The organism is Atlantibacter subterraneus (assembly GCF_007570865.1).
Lineage (GTDB): Bacteria > Pseudomonadota > Gammaproteobacteria > Enterobacterales > Enterobacteriaceae > Atlantibacter > Atlantibacter subterraneus.
Genome location: NZ_VLPS01000006.1, coordinates 212,342 through 231,137, shown reverse-complemented (window position 1 = coordinate 231,137; position 18,796 = coordinate 212,342). Strand labels below are relative to the sequence as shown.

Sequence of the window (18,796 nt, the reverse complement as noted above, 5' to 3'; positions counted from 1 at the left end):
ACCCCGGCATGCCGGGGTATTTTTATGCCTGCAACTGCACCTTAAAGCCTGACATGGTCTCGACCAGCAGCTGCGACTGCGCTTCCAGCGAATGCGTCGCCGCCGACGACTGCTCTACCAGCGCGGCGTTTTGCTGCGCCGCTTCGTCCATCTGGCTTACCGCAATATTCACCTGTTCAATGCCACGGCTCTGCTCCTGGGAGGCGCTGGCGATTTCGCGCATCAGTTTGGTCATACGCATCACTTCGCTGGCGATTTCATCCATGGTTTCTCCAGCCTGCATCGCCAGATCGCTGCCCTCGCCCACGTGAGTTTGCGAATCGGCAATCAGTGTGCGGATCTCTTTTGCGGCTTCGGCGCTGCGGCTCGCCAAGGTACGCACTTCGCCTGCCACCACTGCGAATCCACGCCCCTGTTCGCCAGCGCGCGCGGCTTCCACCGCCGCGTTCAACGCCAGAATATTGGTCTGGAAGGCAATGCCGTCAATCACGCTCAGGATATCGGCGATGCGATTGGCACTGCCGGAAATATCGCGCATTTTTTCAATCACGTAGCACACCATTTCGCTGCCGCGATCGGCGGTTTCCGACACGTTTTGCGTCAGACGATGGGCCTGTTCGGCGTTTTCGGCGTTCTGCTTCACGGTAGCGGTGATCTGCTCCATGCTGGCCGCGGTTTGCTCCAGCGAGGTGGCGGTGGATTCCGTGCGGCGGGATAAATCGATATTCCCGGCGGTGAGTTCGCGGCTGCCGGTATCGATTTGCGCGCTGGCGTCGCGGACTTTGGTGACCGATACCACCAGCGACTGGCGCATGGCGTCAATGGCGTTCGCCAGGCGGCCCAGCTCGTTGTTCGCGGTTGGGGTGACGGTGTGGGTCAGATCGCCCGCCGCCACGCGTTCAAGCTGGACGATAGCCCGGTTCAGCGGGCTCAGCAGCAGATGGCGCATTCCGAACCAGACAGCGACAATCAGGCCCGCAGCGATCAGCGCCGCCAGCACCATCAGCCCCAGTACGGTTTGTTTGTGTTGCAGCACGCCCGTCACTTCTTCTTTGCCCCGGTTTTCACTCCAGGCCAGGAAGGTGCGCATGTCATTATCGAATTTCTGGGACAGCGGGATCAGGCCGTTTTCCATCAGGGCGTAATAGTCGTCCGGGCTCTGGCTTTTCAGCGACGCCAGCATCGGCGTGATGCCGTTGACGTTAAAGGCGTCGAAGCTGCGCGACAGCTGCCCCAGCAATTGCTGGCCCTGCTCGTCGTTGACGTTGCTTTCCAGCAGGCTTTTTAACGTCTTGCGCCCCTGGCTGATTTCATTTTCGATTCGGGTAACCGACTTTTCCGCGTCCTGCAACAGGCCGACTTCCATCAGGCGTACCGCCTGACCGGATTCATTACGCGCCCGCAGGATCTGGGTGTAGCCATCATTGAGGCGCATGATCTGCTCGCCCTGCAGATGGTTGATGCGTTGCAGCGAAGTAGAGCTTTGGGTTAGCGCATAAATACCGATCCCGCTAACCAGTAATAACAGCAGCGTCATGGCTGCCAGAACGGCCAGCAGGCCCATGCGAATAGAGAGGTTTTTCAACATAGTCATTTCCCGGTGGTTGCCGATAACTCCACGTGAAGCCAGAAGGAAGTTATCGGCATTTACCGGAAAAAGTTTAATCAGCAACGAATAATTTCAATATGTTACTGCTTTGCTATCGCCGGGTTAACGCGGGTGACAGCGGCATTCTGACGGCTTTCCCACAGCACGGTCAGGCCGCGTTGCAGGGCGATAAAGATAAACAGCAAAATGCCGATGGCGATTTTGGTCCACCAGGAGCTCAGCGTACCGTCAAAGTTGATATAGGTCTGGATTAGCCCCTGGATCGCCACGCCGAATAGCGTACCCAGCACCGTACCGACGCCGCCGGAAAGCAGCGTGCCGCCGATCACCACCGAGGCGATGGCGTCCAGTTCTACCCCTACCCCCGCCAGCGCATAGCCCGCCTGGGTATAGACAGAAAACACGATGCCTGCGAGGGTTGCCAGCCCGGTAGACAGCATATAGATCCGGATGGTGGTGCTGCGGGTAGAAATCCCCATCAGATTTGCGGAGGTGGCGTTGCCGCCAATGGCGTAAACCTGGTTGCCAAAGCGGGTGCGATGGGCGAGGAAAATGCCGATCACCACCACGCCGAGCATCAACAGCCCCATCGCGCTTAAACGCCCGCCGCCGGGTATTTTCCAGGCGAGGCTGGAGAGCGTGTCGTAAATCGGGTGGTTAATCGGAATGGACTCTTCGGACACCAGATAGCTGACGCCGCGCAGGAAGAACATCCCGGCGAGGGTGATGATAAACGCCGGAATTTTTAGCGCGTCAATCAGCAAACCCATAAATGCGCCGAAGGCGCAGCCCATCGCCAGCACCAGCGGGAAGGCCAGCAGCGGGGAAATCCCCCAGTAGCCGATGGCTTTCGCCAGGAATACGCCGGTAAAGGCGATCACCGAGCCGACCGACAGGTCGATGCCGCCGGAGAGGATCACAAAAGTCATTCCGACGGCGATAATCCCCAGGAAGGCGTTATCGGTCAGGATGTTGCAAATCACCCGCGTGGAGGCGAAACCGGGGAACTGCGTCAGGCAGTAGAGGTAACCCAGCACAAACACCGCCAGGGTAATCATCAGCGGTAAGTTACGTTTAATCATCGCGGCGTCTCCGACGTAACAGACTAATAAAGCGCGGTGACTGAACAATCAGCACGCATAGCACCACCACCGCTTTCACCACCTGGTTCAGCTCGGGCGGGAAACCGGACAGCAAAATCCCGGTGTTCATCCCCTGAATAATCAACGCGCCCACCACCGACAGGGCGATGTTGAAGCGTCCGCCCATCAGCGAGCCGCCGCCAATCACCACTGCGAGGATGGCGTCCAGCTCCAGCCACAGACCGGCGTTGTTGGCATCCGCCCCGCGAATATCCGCCGTGACGATAATCCCGGCAATGGCGGCGCACAGGCCGCTGAGCACGTAAGTCAGCATCACCATCAGGCGGGTATTCACCCCGGCGTTTTTCGCCGCGCGGATGTTAATCCCCACCGCTTCGATAAACATGCCGAGGGCGGTTTTGCGGGTGAACAGCCAGAATACGATCAGCGTGACCAGCGCGATAATCACCGGCGTCGGGAAAAACAACAGCGAGCCGCTGCCCAGGAAAGAGAGCGCGGGCGAGTTGAACGTGACGATTTGCCCGGAGGTGATCAGTTGCGCCACGCCGCGCCCGGCCACCATCAGGATCAGCGTCGCGACAAACGGCTGGATTTTTAGCACCGCCACCAGAATACCGTTCCACAATCCGGCCAGGACCCCAACGCCAAGCGCCCCCAGCAGCACCACCGGCAAGCTATGACCGGCAACGGTTAATGATGCCGCTGTCGCTCCGGCAATCGCCATGATGGCACCAACCGACAGGTCGATACCCCCGGTGGCGATCACCAGCGTCATGCCAATAGCCAGCAGCGCGACGGGCGCGGCACGGTTTAAGATGTCAATCGGGCTGCCGAATAAGCGCCCGTCCTGAACCACAATCTGGAAGAAATGGTTCGCCACCATGCTGTCGACCAGCAATACCAGCAGCAACGCTATCAGTTGCGGCATTCCCTGCGGCCAGCGGAAACGGCGCTTCGGCGCGCCCACGTCCGGCACTGAACGAGTCATCAAGAGCCCTCCTTATGCCGCGATGGCATTCATAATTGCGCTGACGGACAGCTCTTCAAGCGGGATTTCCGCCACCTGTTCCCGGTCGCGCATGATGATCACCCGGTCGGCATACCCCACCAGCTCTTCCAGTTCTGACGAGATAACCAGCAGGGCCAGGCCGTCGGCACACAGCGTTTCGATCAGACGAATAATTTCGGCATGCGCGCCGACGTCAATTCCGCGCGTGGGTTCATCGAGGATCAGGAACTGCGGACGGGTCAGCAGCCAGCGCGACAGCAGCACTTTTTGCTGATTGCCGCCGGACAAGAACTCCACCGGCTGCTCGGCGCTCGGCGTGCGGATGCCCAACTGGCGGATAAAGCGCTCGGCGATGTCGTTTTGCTCGCGCCGGGGGATCGGTCGCAGCCAGCCGCGCTGGGCCTGGAGCGCCAGAATGATGTTTTCACGCACCGAGGCGGCGGCAATAATCCCATCGGTTTTGCGATCTTCCGGGCAGAAGCCGATCCCCAGACAGGACGCCTGGTGAGGGGAACGCAGCGCCTGCGGTTTGCCCTTGATCAGCGCGTTGCCGCTGTCGGCGGGCTTGATACCAAAGATCACTTCGGCGGTTTCGGTGCGCCCGGAACCTAACAGCCCCGCCAGGCCAACAATTTCGCCGGGGCGGACTTCCAGTGAGAACGGCGCAATCACGCCTTTTTTGCCGTAGTCTTTAAACGCTGCTACCGGTTTTTCGCTCAGCAGCGTGCGCCCGGCGCGTTGCAGGGCGTTCTGGTCCAGCTCGCGCCCCAGCATCATCTTCACCAGCTCGATTTGCGGAAGCTCTTTGGTGTCGCGGGTGCCGATAAACTTGCCGTTGCGCAGCACGGTGATGCGGTCGGTGACTTCATACACCTGGTCCAGAAAGTGGGTAACGAAAATCAGGCTGACGCCCTGATCGCGCAGCTGGCGCATCAGGGTAAACAGCATTTCCACTTCTTTGGTATCAAGGCTGGCGGTGGGTTCATCGAGGATCAGCACTTTGGCGGATAAATCGATGGCGCGGCAAATCGCCACGATTTGCTGCATGGCGACGGAGAAGCGGTTGAGCGGCTCGCGCACGTCGAGGCTGAAGCCGTAAGATTCCATTAGCGCCGTGGCGCGTTTTTCCATCTCTTTGCGGCGCAGTAAACCGAAGCGTTTCGGTTCGCGGCCAATAAACAGATTATCCGCCACTGACATATTCGGCAGCAGGTTCACTTCCTGGTACACCGTCCCGATGCCGAGCTGCTGGGCGTGGGCGGTATTTTTCGGGCGGATGGTTTGGCCCTCTAACCACACGGTACCGCCGTCGGGCTGATACACGCCGGTGAGGGCCTTAATTAATGTGGACTTGCCTGCGCCGTTCTCCCCCAGCAAGGCCATAATTTCGCCACGCCGTAAGCTAAAATCGACGTGATCCAGCGCTTTTACCCCCGGAAAGACTTTACTCAGCCCTTCGGTGCGCAAGATTTCCTGATGTTGTTGTGTTTGCATCACCGGACTCCGAAAAGCGTGTCAGTAGAGCAAAAGGCTCTCCGCAGAGAGCCTTGTCTGCGGCTGGCTTAGTAGCCCATGCCTTTTTTCTTCTCGAGTTCTTCTTTCGCGGTATCCGGCAGGAACAGCGTAGATTTGGTGATGGTAGTTTTCTCAGGCATGGTGCCGTCTTTTTTGAATTTTTCCAGCGCATCGAATGCCGGGCCGGCCATGTTCGGCGTTAATTCAACGCTGGCATTGGCTTCGCCGTCGATCATCGCTTTGAAGATATCCGGTACGCCGTCGATGGAGCCCGTCAGAATATCAGAGCCCGGTTTCAGGCCCGCTTCTTTAATGGCCTGGATGGCACCGATAGCCATGTCGTCGTTATGGGCGTAAACCATGCAGATGTTTTTGCCGTTGTTTTCAGCCTTGATAAAGCTTTCCATGACTTCTTTGCCTTTACTGCGGGTAAAGTCGCCGGATTGCGAACGGATGATTTTCACGTTCGGCGCTTTAGCGATAGCTTCGGCAAAGCCTTTTTTACGGTCGATCGCTACGCTCGCACCCACGGTGCCCTGGAGTTCAACCACATTACAGGGTTTGCCGTCGAGGGTTTTTACCAGCCAGTCGCCAATCAGACGGCCTTCCAGCACGTTGTCAGCAGTAACGGTGGTCATATACAGCGATTTGTCTTTTACATCGATATTACGGTCCAGCAGGATCACCGGGATTTCCGCCTCTTTGGCTTCTTTCAGCACCGGCTCCCAACCTGTTGCCACAACCGGGGCGATAAAGATGGCATCAACGCCCTGAGCGATAAACGAACGCACGGCTTTGATTTGGTTTTCCTGTTTCTGCTGGCCGTCCGCGATCTTCAGCGTGACGCCGCGTTTTTCAGCCTCGCTTTTCGCCACGCTGGTTTCCGCTGCGCGCCAGCCTGATTCAGAACCTACCTGAGAAAAACCCACGGTTAAGGGGGCTGCCATTGCCATAGACGACATGGCTGCCGAAACTGCTGTGACCAGAAGTAAGCGCTTCCACATAAGTGAATCCTCGTAGGGTTATTGTTGGTTAAATCTCCACCTGCGGGAAAACTATAGACAATAAGGGATGTAACAAAATGCGTTACATCACAATTCAAAAAAGTTACATAAAGGTTATGAGCCTGAGAATGCAAGAGTGTGAGCGGGGTAGCGACTTTTCGCCCCTGCGCCAGGTCGCGGATTAGAGAGATTTTTTTGCTTCTGACCGGGCAAAAATCTCACTTTGTAAACGGTTACAAAAATTTATTCAGAAAGCGGCTGAGTTTATGGATTATTCAGCCATAAAAAGACAATAAAACGCGTTGGGATTTATTGGTGACGGGAAAAACAGTCCAGGACTTTCAGGCGCATTTGGCTATAATACCCGGCATTGTTTGCCATACAGTTAAAGGAAACAGACATGAGCTTACTCAACGTGCCTGCTGGTAAAGATCTGCCAGAAGACATCTATGTAGTTATCGAAATCCCGGCGAATGCGGACCCGATCAAATATGAAATCGACAAAGACAGCGGTGCGCTGTTCGTTGACCGTTTCATGTCTACCGCGATGTTCTATCCGTGCAACTACGGTTACATCAACCACACCCTGTCTCTGGACGGTGACCCGGTTGACGTGCTGGTCCCGACACCGTACCCGCTGCAGCCGGGTTCTGTGATCCGCTGCCGTCCGGTTGGCGTGCTGAAAATGACTGACGAAGCAGGCGAAGACGCCAAGCTGGTTGCGGTCCCGCACACCAAACTGAGCAAAGAGTACGATCACATTAAAGACGTGAACGACCTGCCGGAACTGCTGAAAGCGCAGATTGCCCACTTCTTCGAGCACTACAAAGATCTCGAGAAAGGCAAATGGGTGAAAGTGGACGGCTGGGATAACGCAGAAGCCGCTAAAGCGGAAATCGTTGCCTCTTTCGAACGCGCCGCGAAGAAATAATTTTCTGGCGTTAGCTCTCATGATACCGGTCGCCTTTGGCGACCGTTTTTTTTACCACCGCCCGGTTAAATTCCCCGCGCTATTTATAGGTCATTGTAAAAGTTGCCGTGGCATTAGCGACGCCAGCGGTCATTTTGGCAGCGGTCTGATAATAGCGCGCCTCAAGCGGCACCGTAAACGCACCCTGATTAGCGCTGGTGTCGACATAGGTTTCCTTGCCAAAAGTAATCGGGCTTCCGTTGTTGGTCCGTAGCCACAGTTGCACGCCGACGCCGGTAGCGCCGGTATCGCCTGGCGCGCTGTCCAGACTCATCACGCCCGGCGTCCCGGACACGCCGGGCGCATCGACGGTAATGTAGATTTTAATCGCGCTGCTATCGCAGTTCAGCCCAATATCAATATTGCGCCAGTCCGCGACGGTTGAACCGATGCCGCTAAACTCGCTAATGGCATGTTTGCCCAGATCGACTGAAATATCCGGCGTTGTGAGGGCGCAGCTCGGCAACACGATTTGTCCCCCCATAAACTGGACTGGCACCTCAGGCGCCCAGTTGTTGGTCTCATTAACGCCAGCATAAAAGTAACCCGCATTAAAGCTATTAATCGTGCCAGGCTGGACAGTACCGGTTTTTATCAGCATCATCCGCATCCGATCGCTAATGTTCATGCGCTCACCGACGCTATTGGAAAAACTCGCCAGTTGACGGGCTGTTTGTCCGGCGCTCATTCCCAGATACGCGCTCCAGTCTCCCCCGCCTTTCTGCGTGCTGCCCTCCAGCACATAGCCAATGCCGGGAACATTGGTGTCAAAAACCGTTTCACCATTCCAGGTGACGCCAGAATTATGGCTAATGTAACTTTTCAGGCCGGATACCACGTTAAATCCGCGTTGCGCTTCATAATCGTATTCGCAATTCTGATAGACCTGTCCCTGAACGTAGAGCCAGTCGCCAGTAATAGGCATCCCAACCGGTAAATCGGACCGTACCGACGTATTCTCTATACGGTGAATCGAGTAGCTGCCGCTGGCGGTACATCCCGCGCCGGGAGCAGCAAATGCGCCTCTGGACGCGATAAGAAGCAACCATCCCAACAGTAAAATTCGCATACTACATTTCATTATCGACACTCCTGTTCCGTTTCCAGTACCGGTACGTCAGCGCTATTGTCCGGCAGTTGGTAATGTACCCGGCAGCGTTCCGCCCCGCTCCAGCTCACCACAATCTCGCCCCGATCCGGCACGCCGGAGAGATACACCTGGCCGTCATCGCCGACAATACCGCTTCCCCCGTCGCTTAATTTCGCCTCAGCGCCGAAGGGAACCGGCAGCCCGCGGTAAATCAGCGTCATCAACGCGCGGCGGCCCACTCGGGTATTAAAATCGGCCATTACCACCGCCCCCTGGGTTGGAATGACGGTCTGCACCGCCGTATCAATATCCACATCGTCCCTCAGGGTGCTGGGGTCCAGCGCCACACGGTTCTTTTTATAAGGCGTGACATAAGGCACCACCGCGTAACCGCGCCAGTCGGTATAGATGCCAGTATTGTTTTGTATTCGGGTGTCATTCGCACCGGGCGCTTTTACTATCGCCAGCGACTGGCCGAGGGATTGACTGAACGTCACGCCGTGAGGATGCGCCACCACGCCGCCCTTCAGGCCATAGTTGACCTGCCGCATCGCGTCGTCATAGTTATATCCCCCAGAGACTTCGCCATACCCGCCCTTCCAGGTGGCGCTGAGCATACCTGACGCCCCTGCGCCCTGATTGGTATAGCTCTGCTGGACGTTATAACTGAGGTTGTTATCCGCCAGCGCGGTGCCATTAATGCCCAACTGCTGGCGCGTATTTCCCTGCTTCGCGCTAGTGACGCTATAGCTCGCCCAGGCATTCGATAAAAAGCGGCTGAGCGGCACCTGAATGCTGAAAGCCAACTGCTGGTCTGCCGCGGTGTCACTATCCGGCATTTCGCTGTAGCTATAAGCAATGCTGTAGTTAATGCCGTTGATACTGCCGTTCCAGCCGGCGCTGAGCGTGCGTTCATACCCTTTTTCACCCCAATAATCCTGCTGGTAGCCGGAGATGAAAAACGATCCCATCGCCCCCAGGCGCTGGCTGACATCCAGCTGCAATTTTTGGCGTTTGTTATGATCCAGGGCATCTCTGTTGTCGCCATCCTGCCGATCGTTGGTTTCCTGAAAGGAGTAATATCCTTCCGTGGAATAGCGGTAAGTCGCCAGCGTGAAGTTCGTGCCGGTGGCCTGAATATCTTTGGAGTATTGCAACCGGTATGACTGGCCAGAGTGATCCGCACTATTAACAGGCATGGCGCGGGCGACCGTGGCGTCGGCGGAAAGCGAACCCAGTTCGCCAAGGCCGATGCCCAGCCCCAGAGCCCCGGCCTGGTAATTGTCGGCATAGATGACGCCGCCATAAAGGGTGGTGGAATGGGGTAAGCCGTAAATCGCAGTCAACTGCCCGAACTGCGGCTCCGCACCGCCATCGCTGCGGTATTTTCCGGCGGCAAACGCATATTTCAGGCGTCCTTCGCGCTGCATCAGCGGCACCGCCGAAAACGGCTGTACAAAATGGCGCTCGGTGCCGTCGGACTCTTTGATAGTGACATCAAGATCGCCGCTGCCCGCGGTGGGATAAAGATCGTTGATGGTAAACGCGCCCGGTGCGACATAGGTTTGATAAATGGTGTAGCCGTTTTGTTTCACAGTCACCTGGGCGTTCGACTGCGCGATACCGCGAATAACTGGGGCGAAACCTCGCAGGCTATCCGGCAGCATATTGTCGTCGGACGCCAGCTGCGCGCCACGTAACGGTACGCTATCGAAGACATCGGAAGGGGTATAGCTATCCCCCAGCGTCATTTGCGCTTTGAGAGTGCGAATATCCCGCAGTAACTGCGTGTTGATGGAATTCCAGTGGCTACCGTTACGCTCGTCATAGTTCCATGTTGAATCATTGCGCAGCCGCCACGGGCCAAAATTCAGCCCGCTTTGCAAACTGGCATATTGGTTGCTGTCTGCCCCCTCGCCTTCGCTATATTGGGTATGGCTGCCGCTAACATTGTAATTCAACAACGCCGCAGGCACGCCTTCATCCCACTGTGCCGGATCGACCTGACCGCGCGCGGTAGAGTCCATCGCGGCCTGAGGAATACTGACATTGAGTTGCAGCTTGCTGAACCGAAACTCCGTGGCGGCCAGCGGTATGTACTGGCCGATATCCTCCAGCGCATGGTTCGGGGCCAGCGCGGCCAGCGCCGGAAAGGCGTCGATTTTTACTCCCCAGGCACGCAATAACGCCGGCGTTAACTGCGCGTTCAGTTTCTTATCCGCCCCAGCGACAAAGTTGACGTTTTGAACATCGCCCTGCTGCTCGCCATTGACGTAAACCGTTACCTGATACTCGCCGGGCTGTTGGCCTTCGGCTTCAGCAAACGCCGATAAGTCTGCCACTGGCTGGCCGGGATTATCGATTTCAAGGGCATGAATATTGAAGGTTTCGCGCGCCTGTACGCACGGCGCCAGCAACAACGCCATCAGAGACGAATAATGAACGAAGCGCCGCATTATCCCTCCTGAACGTGACGACGTTCCGGCTCGGTAATACCGCCATAATCATTAATCGCCTGCCAGACCACGGAAGAGGCCGTCGCCGCCGGCAGGGCGAAATTTACGCTGCCGAAAGGCGCAACCAGATCCGCTTCTTTGATTTCCTTACCGTCAACGGTAAGCGTAAACAGCGTGACGTAGTACGGCGTGGGATTACGAATAATCAGGCGATTGCCCTGCCGTGCCGCCTGCAACTGTCGGTATGCCTGTTGCGGGTCGCCCGGTAATCCCGTGGGGCGGTAAAACAACTTCACGCGCGTTTTGACGACCAGCTGCAATACATTGGTGTGCGGTTTGCTGCTGTCGTCAGCCGCGATCGACTTGACATTGAGCCAGAAAATGGACTCCCGATCCTGCGGTAAATTGCCGCCGGTGCGGATAATACGCAGCAGATTTTCTTCACCCGAATTAATGCGAAACAGCGGCGGCGTAACGATAAACGGTCCTCGTTCGCCAGATGTTCCGGTATCGACCCAGCTTTGAATCAGGTAGACGCCGGACTTCTCAGGATTTCTTACCGGAAGTGAAACCTCTTTTTTATCGGCCGGATAAATAACCCGGGTGCCACCCGTTACAACACCCGCCCAGGCGGGAATGGCAGACAGCGCCAGAGCTGTCGCCAACAGTACCAATCGGTTCATCGCTTATCCCCTGACAGCGCGCGGAACGCATCCGTGCGCTAAATCCCTGTGAATACCGGGGCGAGCGCCCCGGAAAAGGTTATTTGTAGTTAAAGGTGAACTGGGCGGTGCCGTTGGCGGCCCCGATAACCACGGGCTCGCCTGTGGAGACGTAACGCGCCAGGAAATTGAGGGTGTTAGGCCCGGCGCTCAGGGGATAGTTGGTTGAAGCACTGTGCAGCGGGATCAGATTGTCGCTTGAGTCATAGATACCGATACCGACGCCTTTGGCGGCGGTTGCCCCGGAATCGATTGCAAGCAGAGTGGTATCGCTGGCGCTGGTACCGTCAAACGTCACCGTTGCGCCAGTGACGGTATCCGGGCAACTGCTGACGGCGAGCGCAAACTTCACCGCAGAGGATTTAACGCCTGCCGCATCTGTGCCATCGGTATTTTGCAGCGCGCTTTTCGCGACTTTGCCGAGATCGACATCCAGCCCCTGGGCCGCGCTATCGACGGTACAGGTCTGATCGCTGATGCTGCCGGTAAAATTAATCTGGCCGTCATAAGCCATAGCCGAACCCGTCACGCCGATAGCCGCCAGGCAAAACAGGCTGATAATTGATTTTTTCATGAAAGACTCTCCGCATTGGATATAAATAACAGGCCGCCAGTCGGCCTGAATCCGGTAACAACGTAGAGACGACAATAATATTGCCCTGTGTCACACCGTTGTCATTCCGCCGCGAAAGATACCAGCACAAATAAATTATGCCATTCGGAGTCAATTCAAATTATGTCGGAAATTTTACATAATGAATTATATTTTCATCAATTTATCTAATATTAATAATCCGTTTTTGCGCATTTCATAAAATTGATCTTAGACACTAATATTTATATCACCGATATAAAAAGTAGCCATCCAGGGCATTGCGCCAGGATCTGCTACAAACACGCCGCAAACCAGCGTCGCGCCAGGCATTAACCATTTATGGGTAGGGTACAGATTACTATTTCTTTTCAGTTAGAGCTGTTTGACGGGCCAGTCAATTTTCACGAAAACCAATAATCGAAAAACAAACAAATAATTAAAAATAGAATTTCACACTTCTTTCAGTGGGACATAACCTGCTATTTATCAGGATTTCCTTATCTATATAAAAGTATAGGAAAAGTCTTCAACCTTATTAACGCTATCGACTATAACGCACTAAATTATATTTGACGTTATTAATATCAAATCCCGCAGCCCATTTCAATCACTAAGATTTCAGAGGGCGAGAATTAATAATAAGATTCACATGATAATATTATAAATCATCATTCAATGCACCCTTTGTTTTAAACAAACCGCTGTGGAAAGTAATGGCGCACTGACAGCTAAAAAAAAGAAACCCTACCGAAGCAGGGTTTCTTTTGGCGTTAATACTGTTCTCTATCCAGCCAGTTGCCGCTTTCTATGCGGGTCAGGCCCTCTACTGGCCGCTGATAAACATACATCCAGGCGCTGCCGTAGGGAGTCTGGATCAGCTGACGCCGGTATTCTCCCCCCGTTGTGCGCAGGGCATCCAGCTCGGCAAGAGTGCTGGCATCAATGCGATACACTTCACCCAGCACCTGCCCTTCGCCCGGCACCGCGCCGGGATAGTGGCCAATGCTGAACAACTGGTAGTTCTCTACCGTGTGATCGCCCAGCCACTGGGCGTTGGTCATCCAGTGGCTGTTGCCTTGTTTGCGTCTTAAACTACCGTAGACAAATATTCGCATTGCTAAAACTCGAACTGATAGAGCAAATCGAGTGCCTGATCTACGCCAGACACCGCTTCCAGATATAGCTTAGGCATCAGGCGATAACGCAGCGTAAGCGTCGCCAGCGAATCGAAAATACCTACGCCATATTTCACCTGCAGACCCGGCAGTACATAGCCGCTGACCACTACTTGCGAGGAGTCGCCGACTCCCTGGGTATCCAGCGCCAAATTACTGACGCCAAACGTCTCGCCGATTTTACCCACAACCTGACCACTTTGTGCAACCCCCAGACCAACCAGCATTGAGGTCATTGCTTCGCTATCGCTCTGTCCGCTCTCAAGCCCCTGACCGCGTAACAGATAGGAAAGTGCCTCCTGCTGCGACATTGCCGGATCTGAGAACACCTCAACCCTGGGTTCATCCGGCGTGCCGGTGACCCTCACCCCCGCGGTCACATCGTTTTCCGTGGCCTCAGGATTTCGGATTGCTTCTATGTTTAGTAGCGGCTGATCCGGCGGCCCGGAGAACAGCAGTTCGCCTTTACGCACGATCAGATCCTGGCCGTAAGCGCGGAAACGCCCTTCCGGAATATTGACCTGGCCGTTTAAGCCCAGCCCCTGCTTATCCTGCGCCACTTTCAGGTCGCCCGTCAGACGCGCCCGTAAGCCGAAGGCGTCCATACGCACGTTATTACCGACATGAACCGTCAGATTACTGTTGATTGGGATCGCTGCCGTCGGCGCGCTTTCCGGCTTCAACTGCGCATCCAGCATCACTTCATCGCTGGAAACGTCCACTGCGCTTTCCGGCAGCTCATGCACCACGATACGCGCCCAGGGCACGTCAACCCGGCCATCCAGCGTGATCAGGCTCGGCGTGGCTTCCAGCACCACGTCCGGCGATACATCCAGCCGCACCATCGGCGGCACGCTAATGCGGACTTTATCGCCCTTCGCCGCCACCCGCGCGCGCCAGTTGTCAATCTGGCTCCAGTCGGCGTCGCCGTTCAGGTTGATCTGCCCGCGTCGGGTATTCACCACGCCTTGCAGCGTGGAGCTCATGCCGTTGAAGGCCATCGAGAGCTGGCTTGGCTGCATATCAAACGGCATAAAGTTACCGTCGATATCTACGCCGGTCAGCTGCATCTGACCAAACAGCTGCGGCTGCGCCGCGTTGCCCCCCAGCCGTAAATTGGCGTTTAACAGCCCCGCCGCTTTCTCGCCGCGTGAGAAGATAGCGTTGACCATCGCCAGCGAGAAGTTGCGAATGTTGACGTTGCCGGACAGGTTGCGGCGGTTTTGCGGATCGGCAATCTGCACTTTACCGTCGAACTGCCCGTTGCCCGCCAGGCGCAGCAGCCAGCCCAGCTCCGCCTGATTATTACGCAGCGCGGCGTTCAGGCTCAGGGTATCAAAGGCCACCGGCAGCGCGTTGCCGTTAACGATTTGCGTCACCCGTACACCACGGCCATCCAGCGTCACACTGCCCTGCGGCAGACCCTCTTTGGTAGTGTCCCATGTGACATCGGCTTTGCCGGTGAACACGCCCCTTGCCTGGGTTTCCGGCGGCAGGAACGGTTTCACCATCGCCAGATCAAAGCGGTTAAGCTCCACCACGGCATGGCCTGCCGCACCCGCATCGACCGCCTGCGGCAAGCAAAGTTGCGCATTAGGGTTGGTCCAGCAATGCGGGCCGATAGTGATTTTTTGCTCCTGGCCGCGGTAATCCAGCGCAATAGCGCGGGATTGCGACCATGGGCCGACCGGCGTTTCGAAGCGGGTATTTTCCAGAGTGCCGCGCCAGCGCTGTTCCTCGCGGTCAAAGCTGCCTTTCAGATTAAGCTGCCCGGAAACCGGGTCACCCTGCACCCGCAGCGCCAGTTGATGATCCTTTTCGCTGCCTTTGGCGTTGATGGTCGCCAGCGCGATATTCAGCCCCGGCTGGGCAATACGCTCTACGCGCACGTCCAGCGTGCCGCCAATCTGATCGGTAGATTTGATGTCGCCGTCGACGCGCACCTGGGCAATCGACAGCTCCTGCCAGCGCAGATTGCGGGCGGTAATGTCCGCCAGCACCTGCGGCGCTTCCACCGTTCCACGGATCTTCACCAGTCCTTTGGCAGTGCCGCCTAACCCCGGCAGGGCGTTGTCCAGATTCGGCGCGTCGATACTGGCGTCCAGCTCCAGCTCCTTCACGCCCAGCTCGCCTTTAATGTCGGCAGTGTTACGTCCCAGCGCCACGTGCAGCCCGGGGATCACCCACTGCATATAGCTGTTGCCCTGGAGTTGCCCGTCTACTTTCACGGCGTTCTGTTTAACGTTGCCCGCCAGCTTAATTTCCGGCACGTTCACCTGCCAGCTGCCGCCGTACAGGCTGCCGCGCAGTTTTACTAAGCCATCGAGCTTCGCCGGCCAGTCTGGCCAGGTTTTGGCGGTGTTGATTTTGTTAAGCGTCAGCTCGCCGCGCCAGCTGATGGCCTGCTGCCAGTCAAGCAGCGCCTTCAGTTCAGTGGTACCTTCCAGCGCAGCGACTTTCAGCTTATCCAGATTGATGTTCTGCTCGTTGCCTTTGGCGTCCAGGGTAATCGTGGCGGGCGGGATTTCCGCGCCCTTCACCGCCGTGCGGAAGCTCAGGGTGTAGTCGGTCATCTTCCCGGTCAGCTTGAGCTTGAGATCGTCCGCCTGATACTGTTTTTCACCGGTAAACGGCCAGTAAAGCTGCTCGCTGGTGATATCCAGATTCAACGGCAGGCCCGCTTCAGCCAGCTTAGTCTGGCCGCGCAGCACCAGATCTACCGGGCCGGACAAGTTAATGCCGAACTCCAGCTGTTCGCGCAGCGCCCCGCCGACTTTGATTTTGACCTTTTCGCCTTTAATCGGATCGACGTTCAGGGTGCTGTTGAGCGTGATATCCACCGGCCAGCTGTTGCGCAGCTCGGCGCGCCCTGTGGCGTTTACCGTACCCTGGGTGGAATCAATATCCAGCGCATCAAGAGTGGCTATCCCGTCCACGCTGCTGACTTTAAGCAGCATTGCGTTAATGGTGACGTCGGTATCGCCCGTTAAGCGTAGCTGTTCGCCGCGGAACGATTGAATGGTCAGATTCAGCGGCAGATGGACGTCGGTCATCTCCGGCAGCACCGGCTTCGAGAACAGCTGTTTGAGCGTCTCGCCCAGCGGCAGCTCATCCGGCTGCGGGTTCTCTATCTTCGGTTCAACCACCTCTTCCTGCGCGACTTTAGCCACTTTCGGCAGGGCGATGAGCAGCCCCTGTAAGGTGGTAGGCGTCAGCGTCAGGTTGCGTTCCTGCCAGTTGAGGCCAGACGCGAAATCCATTACCGATACCGTGGTGTCATCAATACGAACGTTAACGTTATTGAGCGTGACGCTGCTTAGCGTAATGGGGTATGGCGTCGAGAGGTCGAGCGGGCCGCTGTCTTCCTCTTCAACCTGAGCCGCCGGGGGCATTTTCTCGGTATCAATCACCACGTTGATGTCACGTAACGCCAGAGCGTTCACGCACAGGCTGCTGTCGCGCAGGCAACCCAGCTTCACGGCGAGGTGGACTTCGCCCGCCAGGACGTTAACACCCGGCTGCTCATAGCGCAGATTTTTGATCGACAGATCGCGCCAGCCGCCGGTCACGCTGCCGATCTCCAGCCCCGGCACCCAGCGATCGGCCGCTTTAAACACCATGTGCAGGCCGGTGGTCGTCCCGACTAAGAACCCGACAACCCCAAGCAGCACCACCAGAAACAGCACCACGGCAAGGGTGATCTTCTTCCATAAACTCATAATTCAGGCCCCAAACCGATGTAGAACTGCAACCCGTGTTCTTCTTTATCGCCAATCGGCACCGCGAAATCGAGTTTGACCGGGCCGACCGGCGATTGCCAGCGCACCCCGACGCCCGCGCCGGTTTTGAAATCGCTGCGGCGGATATCATTCACCGCCTCGCCGGAATCCACGAACATGGCGCCCCACCATTTGCCGGTAACGTTGTACTGGTACTCCAGCGATCCGGTAGCCAGTTTCGAAGCGCCGGTGAGTTTGCCGTCGTCATTCTCAGGGGAAATAGATTTGTATTTGTAGCCGCGAATACTGCGGTCGCCGCCCGCGAAGAAACGCAGGTCCGGCGGGACTTTGTCGAAGTCGCCGGTTTCAATCCAGCCCAGATTGCCGCGCGCGACGAAACGGTGGCGATCGTACAGGGTGCGGATCCAGACGTTTTGCGCCTGCAACACCACGAAATCGACGTCCGAGCCCCAGGCGGTATTGGAGTAATCCACCGAATAACGCTGGGAATCGCCCCAGGTCGGCATTAAACCGCCGCGCGAGCGGGTACGGCTAATCATCACGCCCGGGTAGAGCAGCATGGTGGTATTGGTGACATCCGCCTGGGTAAAGTGGTCGAGACTCCAGCGCAGGTTGATGGCGCGCTGCCAGCCGCTCGACAGATCCCAGTAGCGCGACACCGCAAGCGTCGTGGAGTCGGCTTCGGTATCGTTTAAGTCGGTGCGCTTAAAACCGCCCTGCACCAGGTAATATTGCTCGATGGGGTTTTTCAGCAGCGGCACTTTATAGCTGAAGTCGAGCTGCTGCTCCGGCGCGGAAATGCTGGTGCTGGTGGTGAAGCTGTGGCCGTAAGAGTTAATCCAGGGCTTGTGCCAGGTGGCTTTAACGCGCGGCCCCACGTCGGTGGAGTAACCTACCCCGGTTTCTATCCGGTTCTGAATGCGCGGCGAGAGTACACCGTGCAGCGGCAGCACTTTGGTCTGTCGGGCCTTATCAAATTCCGGAGCCACCACCACCGAGTTGAACCAACCGGTGGCGGAAAGCCGACGGTTGAGTTCCGCCAGGTCTTTGGACTGGTAATAATCGCCCTGCCCGAACGGCACCAGGCTTTGTAAATACTCTTCGCGGATTTGCGATCCTTCGAAGGTCACCGGCCCAAAACGGTAGCGTCCACCGCTGTTGTAATCGATGTCCCAAAACGCCTGATGGCGTTCCAGTGAAACCCCTAACTGACTCTTAGTAAACTCGCTGTCGAAGTAGCCTTTGCGCAGCGAAACGCGAGTGAGACTTTTCTTAAAATTGTCGTAATCACCGTGATCGAGCACCGTTCCGATCGCCGGACGGGTGCTGAGCAGGTCGAGATAGTCCCGATCGGTACGCGCGCCGCCACGTAAAATCACATCGGTTCCGCCGATGCGTACCGGCACGCCAGGGGATACTTTAGCGATCAAAACCTGGCGTCCTTTGGGCGGCGGCGGGCGCAAATCGAAGTCTATTGTCGGCTCGTAATACCCCAACGCCTTAAGCCCATTTCGGATGGCGTCATCCACGCGGGCGCGGAATTGTCGGTCAGGCGTAACTTCATCACTTTGTATTGTAGATAGTTGAGCGCGAACGTTTTTTTCCAGTTCGCCAGACAGGCCTTCCACTTGTAGACGCACGTTCGCCGCGCTGGCAGCGGCGGATACCAGTACCAAACTGGCGCAGAAAAAGAGACGGAATCGTGGCACGTTTTCTCCTGAATTTCCTTTTTCCCACCCCTGGAAGGAAACGTAGTGCCGCTCCGCGGCTTGATGAAAATTCCCGCATATCGGGAATTGAAAAAGAGA

General features: G+C 56.5%; 13 protein-coding genes. 1 reads left to right on the top strand and 12 read right to left on the bottom strand.

Going from position 1 to position 18,796, the window contains the following annotated elements:
* Positions 1–22: 22 nt before the first annotated feature.
* The 5 genes from FND52_RS13045 to ytfQ all read right to left on the bottom strand — a co-directional run bounded on the left by FND52_RS13045 (position 23) and on the right by ytfQ (position 6,240).
* A complete protein-coding gene (locus tag FND52_RS13045; RefSeq protein ID WP_144131265.1) occupies positions 23–1,588 on the bottom strand; it encodes a methyl-accepting chemotaxis protein in 1,566 nt (521 codons plus the stop codon).
* A gap of 101 nt (positions 1,589–1,689) precedes the next feature.
* Positions 1,690–2,691 (bottom strand): galactofuranose ABC transporter, permease protein YjfF, encoded by a 1,002-nt coding sequence (yjfF, locus tag FND52_RS13040; RefSeq protein ID WP_125294211.1) that lies wholly within the window; start codon positions 2,689–2,691, stop codon positions 1,690–1,692.
* Complete coding sequence (gene ytfT / locus FND52_RS13035; protein WP_125294210.1) at positions 2,684–3,703, bottom strand: galactofuranose ABC transporter, ATP-binding protein YtfT; 1,020 nt, start codon at positions 3,701–3,703, stop codon at positions 2,684–2,686. The genes yjfF and ytfT overlap by 8 nt, the downstream gene beginning before the upstream one ends.
* Positions 3,704–3,712: 9 nt before the next feature.
* A complete protein-coding gene (gene ytfR, locus FND52_RS13030) occupies positions 3,713–5,215 on the bottom strand; it encodes a galactofuranose ABC transporter, ATP-binding protein YtfR (RefSeq protein ID WP_144131263.1) in 1,503 nt (500 codons plus the stop codon).
* Between the two features lie 68 nt (positions 5,216–5,283).
* Positions 5,284–6,240, bottom strand: coding sequence for a galactofuranose ABC transporter, galactofuranose-binding protein YtfQ (gene ytfQ / locus FND52_RS13025; protein WP_125294208.1), 957 nt, complete (start codon positions 6,238–6,240; stop codon positions 5,284–5,286).
* Between the two features lie 400 nt (positions 6,241–6,640).
* Here ytfQ and ppa point away from each other — a divergent pair, with 400 nt between their 5' ends.
* Positions 6,641–7,171, top strand: coding sequence for an inorganic diphosphatase (gene ppa, locus FND52_RS13020; RefSeq protein WP_125294207.1), 531 nt, complete (start codon positions 6,641–6,643; stop codon positions 7,169–7,171).
* Positions 7,172–7,250: 79 nt separating this feature from the next.
* Here the strand turns inward: ppa and FND52_RS13015 are convergent, their stop codons facing one another.
* The 7 genes from FND52_RS13015 to tamA form a co-directional block, all read right to left on the bottom strand.
* Positions 7,251–8,291 (bottom strand): fimbrial protein, encoded by a 1,041-nt coding sequence (locus FND52_RS13015; RefSeq protein ID WP_144131261.1) that lies wholly within the window; start codon positions 8,289–8,291, stop codon positions 7,251–7,253.
* Positions 8,291–10,756: a fimbria/pilus outer membrane usher protein gene (locus FND52_RS13010; protein WP_144131259.1), complete on the bottom strand. Its 2,466-nt coding sequence runs from the start codon at positions 10,754–10,756 to the stop codon at positions 8,291–8,293. Before FND52_RS13010 ends, FND52_RS13015 begins: the two co-directional genes overlap by 1 nt.
* A complete protein-coding gene (locus FND52_RS13005; RefSeq protein ID WP_144131257.1) occupies positions 10,756–11,439 on the bottom strand; it encodes a fimbrial biogenesis chaperone in 684 nt (227 codons plus the stop codon). The genes FND52_RS13010 and FND52_RS13005 overlap by 1 nt, the downstream gene beginning before the upstream one ends.
* Positions 11,440–11,518: 79 nt before the next feature.
* A complete protein-coding gene (locus FND52_RS13000) occupies positions 11,519–12,052 on the bottom strand; it encodes a fimbrial protein (protein WP_125294203.1) in 534 nt (177 codons plus the stop codon).
* Between the two features lie 791 nt (positions 12,053–12,843).
* Positions 12,844–13,188, bottom strand: a complete 345-nt coding sequence (locus tag FND52_RS12995) for a gamma-glutamylcyclotransferase family protein (protein ID WP_144131255.1) — start codon at positions 13,186–13,188, stop codon at positions 12,844–12,846.
* Between the two features lie 2 nt (positions 13,189–13,190).
* The gene (tamB, locus tag FND52_RS12990) at positions 13,191–16,967 is read right to left on the bottom strand and encodes an autotransporter assembly complex protein TamB (RefSeq protein WP_125294201.1); all 3,777 of its coding nucleotides are present in this window, start codon (positions 16,965–16,967) and stop codon (positions 13,191–13,193) included.
* Positions 16,964–18,697: an autotransporter assembly complex protein TamA gene (gene tamA, locus FND52_RS12985; protein ID WP_144131253.1), complete on the bottom strand. Its 1,734-nt coding sequence runs from the start codon at positions 18,695–18,697 to the stop codon at positions 16,964–16,966. The genes tamB and tamA overlap by 4 nt, the downstream gene beginning before the upstream one ends.
* Between the last annotated feature and the right edge of the window lie 99 nt (positions 18,698–18,796).

What these genes read in the sequence shown, in the direction of transcription:
- FND52_RS13045 (WP_144131265.1), bottom strand. Translation starts at nt 1,588, where the DNA reads ATGTTGAAAAACCTCTCTATTCGCATGGGCCTGCTGGCCGTTCTGGCA.
- yjfF (WP_125294211.1), bottom strand. Translation starts at nt 2,691, where the DNA reads ATGATTAAACGTAACTTACCGCTGATGATTACCCTGGCGGTGTTTGTG.
- ytfR (WP_144131263.1), bottom strand. Translation starts at nt 5,215, where the DNA reads ATGCAAACACAACAACATCAGGAAATCTTGCGCACCGAAGGGCTGAGT.
- ytfQ (WP_125294208.1), bottom strand. Translation starts at nt 6,240, where the DNA reads ATGTGGAAGCGCTTACTTCTGGTCACAGCAGTTTCGGCAGCCATGTCG.
- ppa (WP_125294207.1), top strand. Translation starts at nt 6,641, where the DNA reads ATGAGCTTACTCAACGTGCCTGCTGGTAAAGATCTGCCAGAAGACATC.
- FND52_RS13015 (WP_144131261.1), bottom strand. Translation starts at nt 8,291, where the DNA reads ATGAAATGTAGTATGCGAATTTTACTGTTGGGATGGTTGCTTCTTATC.
- FND52_RS13010 (WP_144131259.1), bottom strand. Translation starts at nt 10,756, where the DNA reads ATGCGGCGCTTCGTTCATTATTCGTCTCTGATGGCGTTGTTGCTGGCG.
- FND52_RS13005 (WP_144131257.1), bottom strand. Translation starts at nt 11,439, where the DNA reads ATGAACCGATTGGTACTGTTGGCGACAGCTCTGGCGCTGTCTGCCATT.
- FND52_RS13000 (WP_125294203.1), bottom strand. Translation starts at nt 12,052, where the DNA reads ATGAAAAAATCAATTATCAGCCTGTTTTGCCTGGCGGCTATCGGCGTG.
- FND52_RS12995 (WP_144131255.1), bottom strand. Translation starts at nt 13,188, where the DNA reads ATGCGAATATTTGTCTACGGTAGTTTAAGACGCAAACAAGGCAACAGC.
- tamB (WP_125294201.1), bottom strand. Translation starts at nt 16,967, where the DNA reads ATGAGTTTATGGAAGAAGATCACCCTTGCCGTGGTGCTGTTTCTGGTG.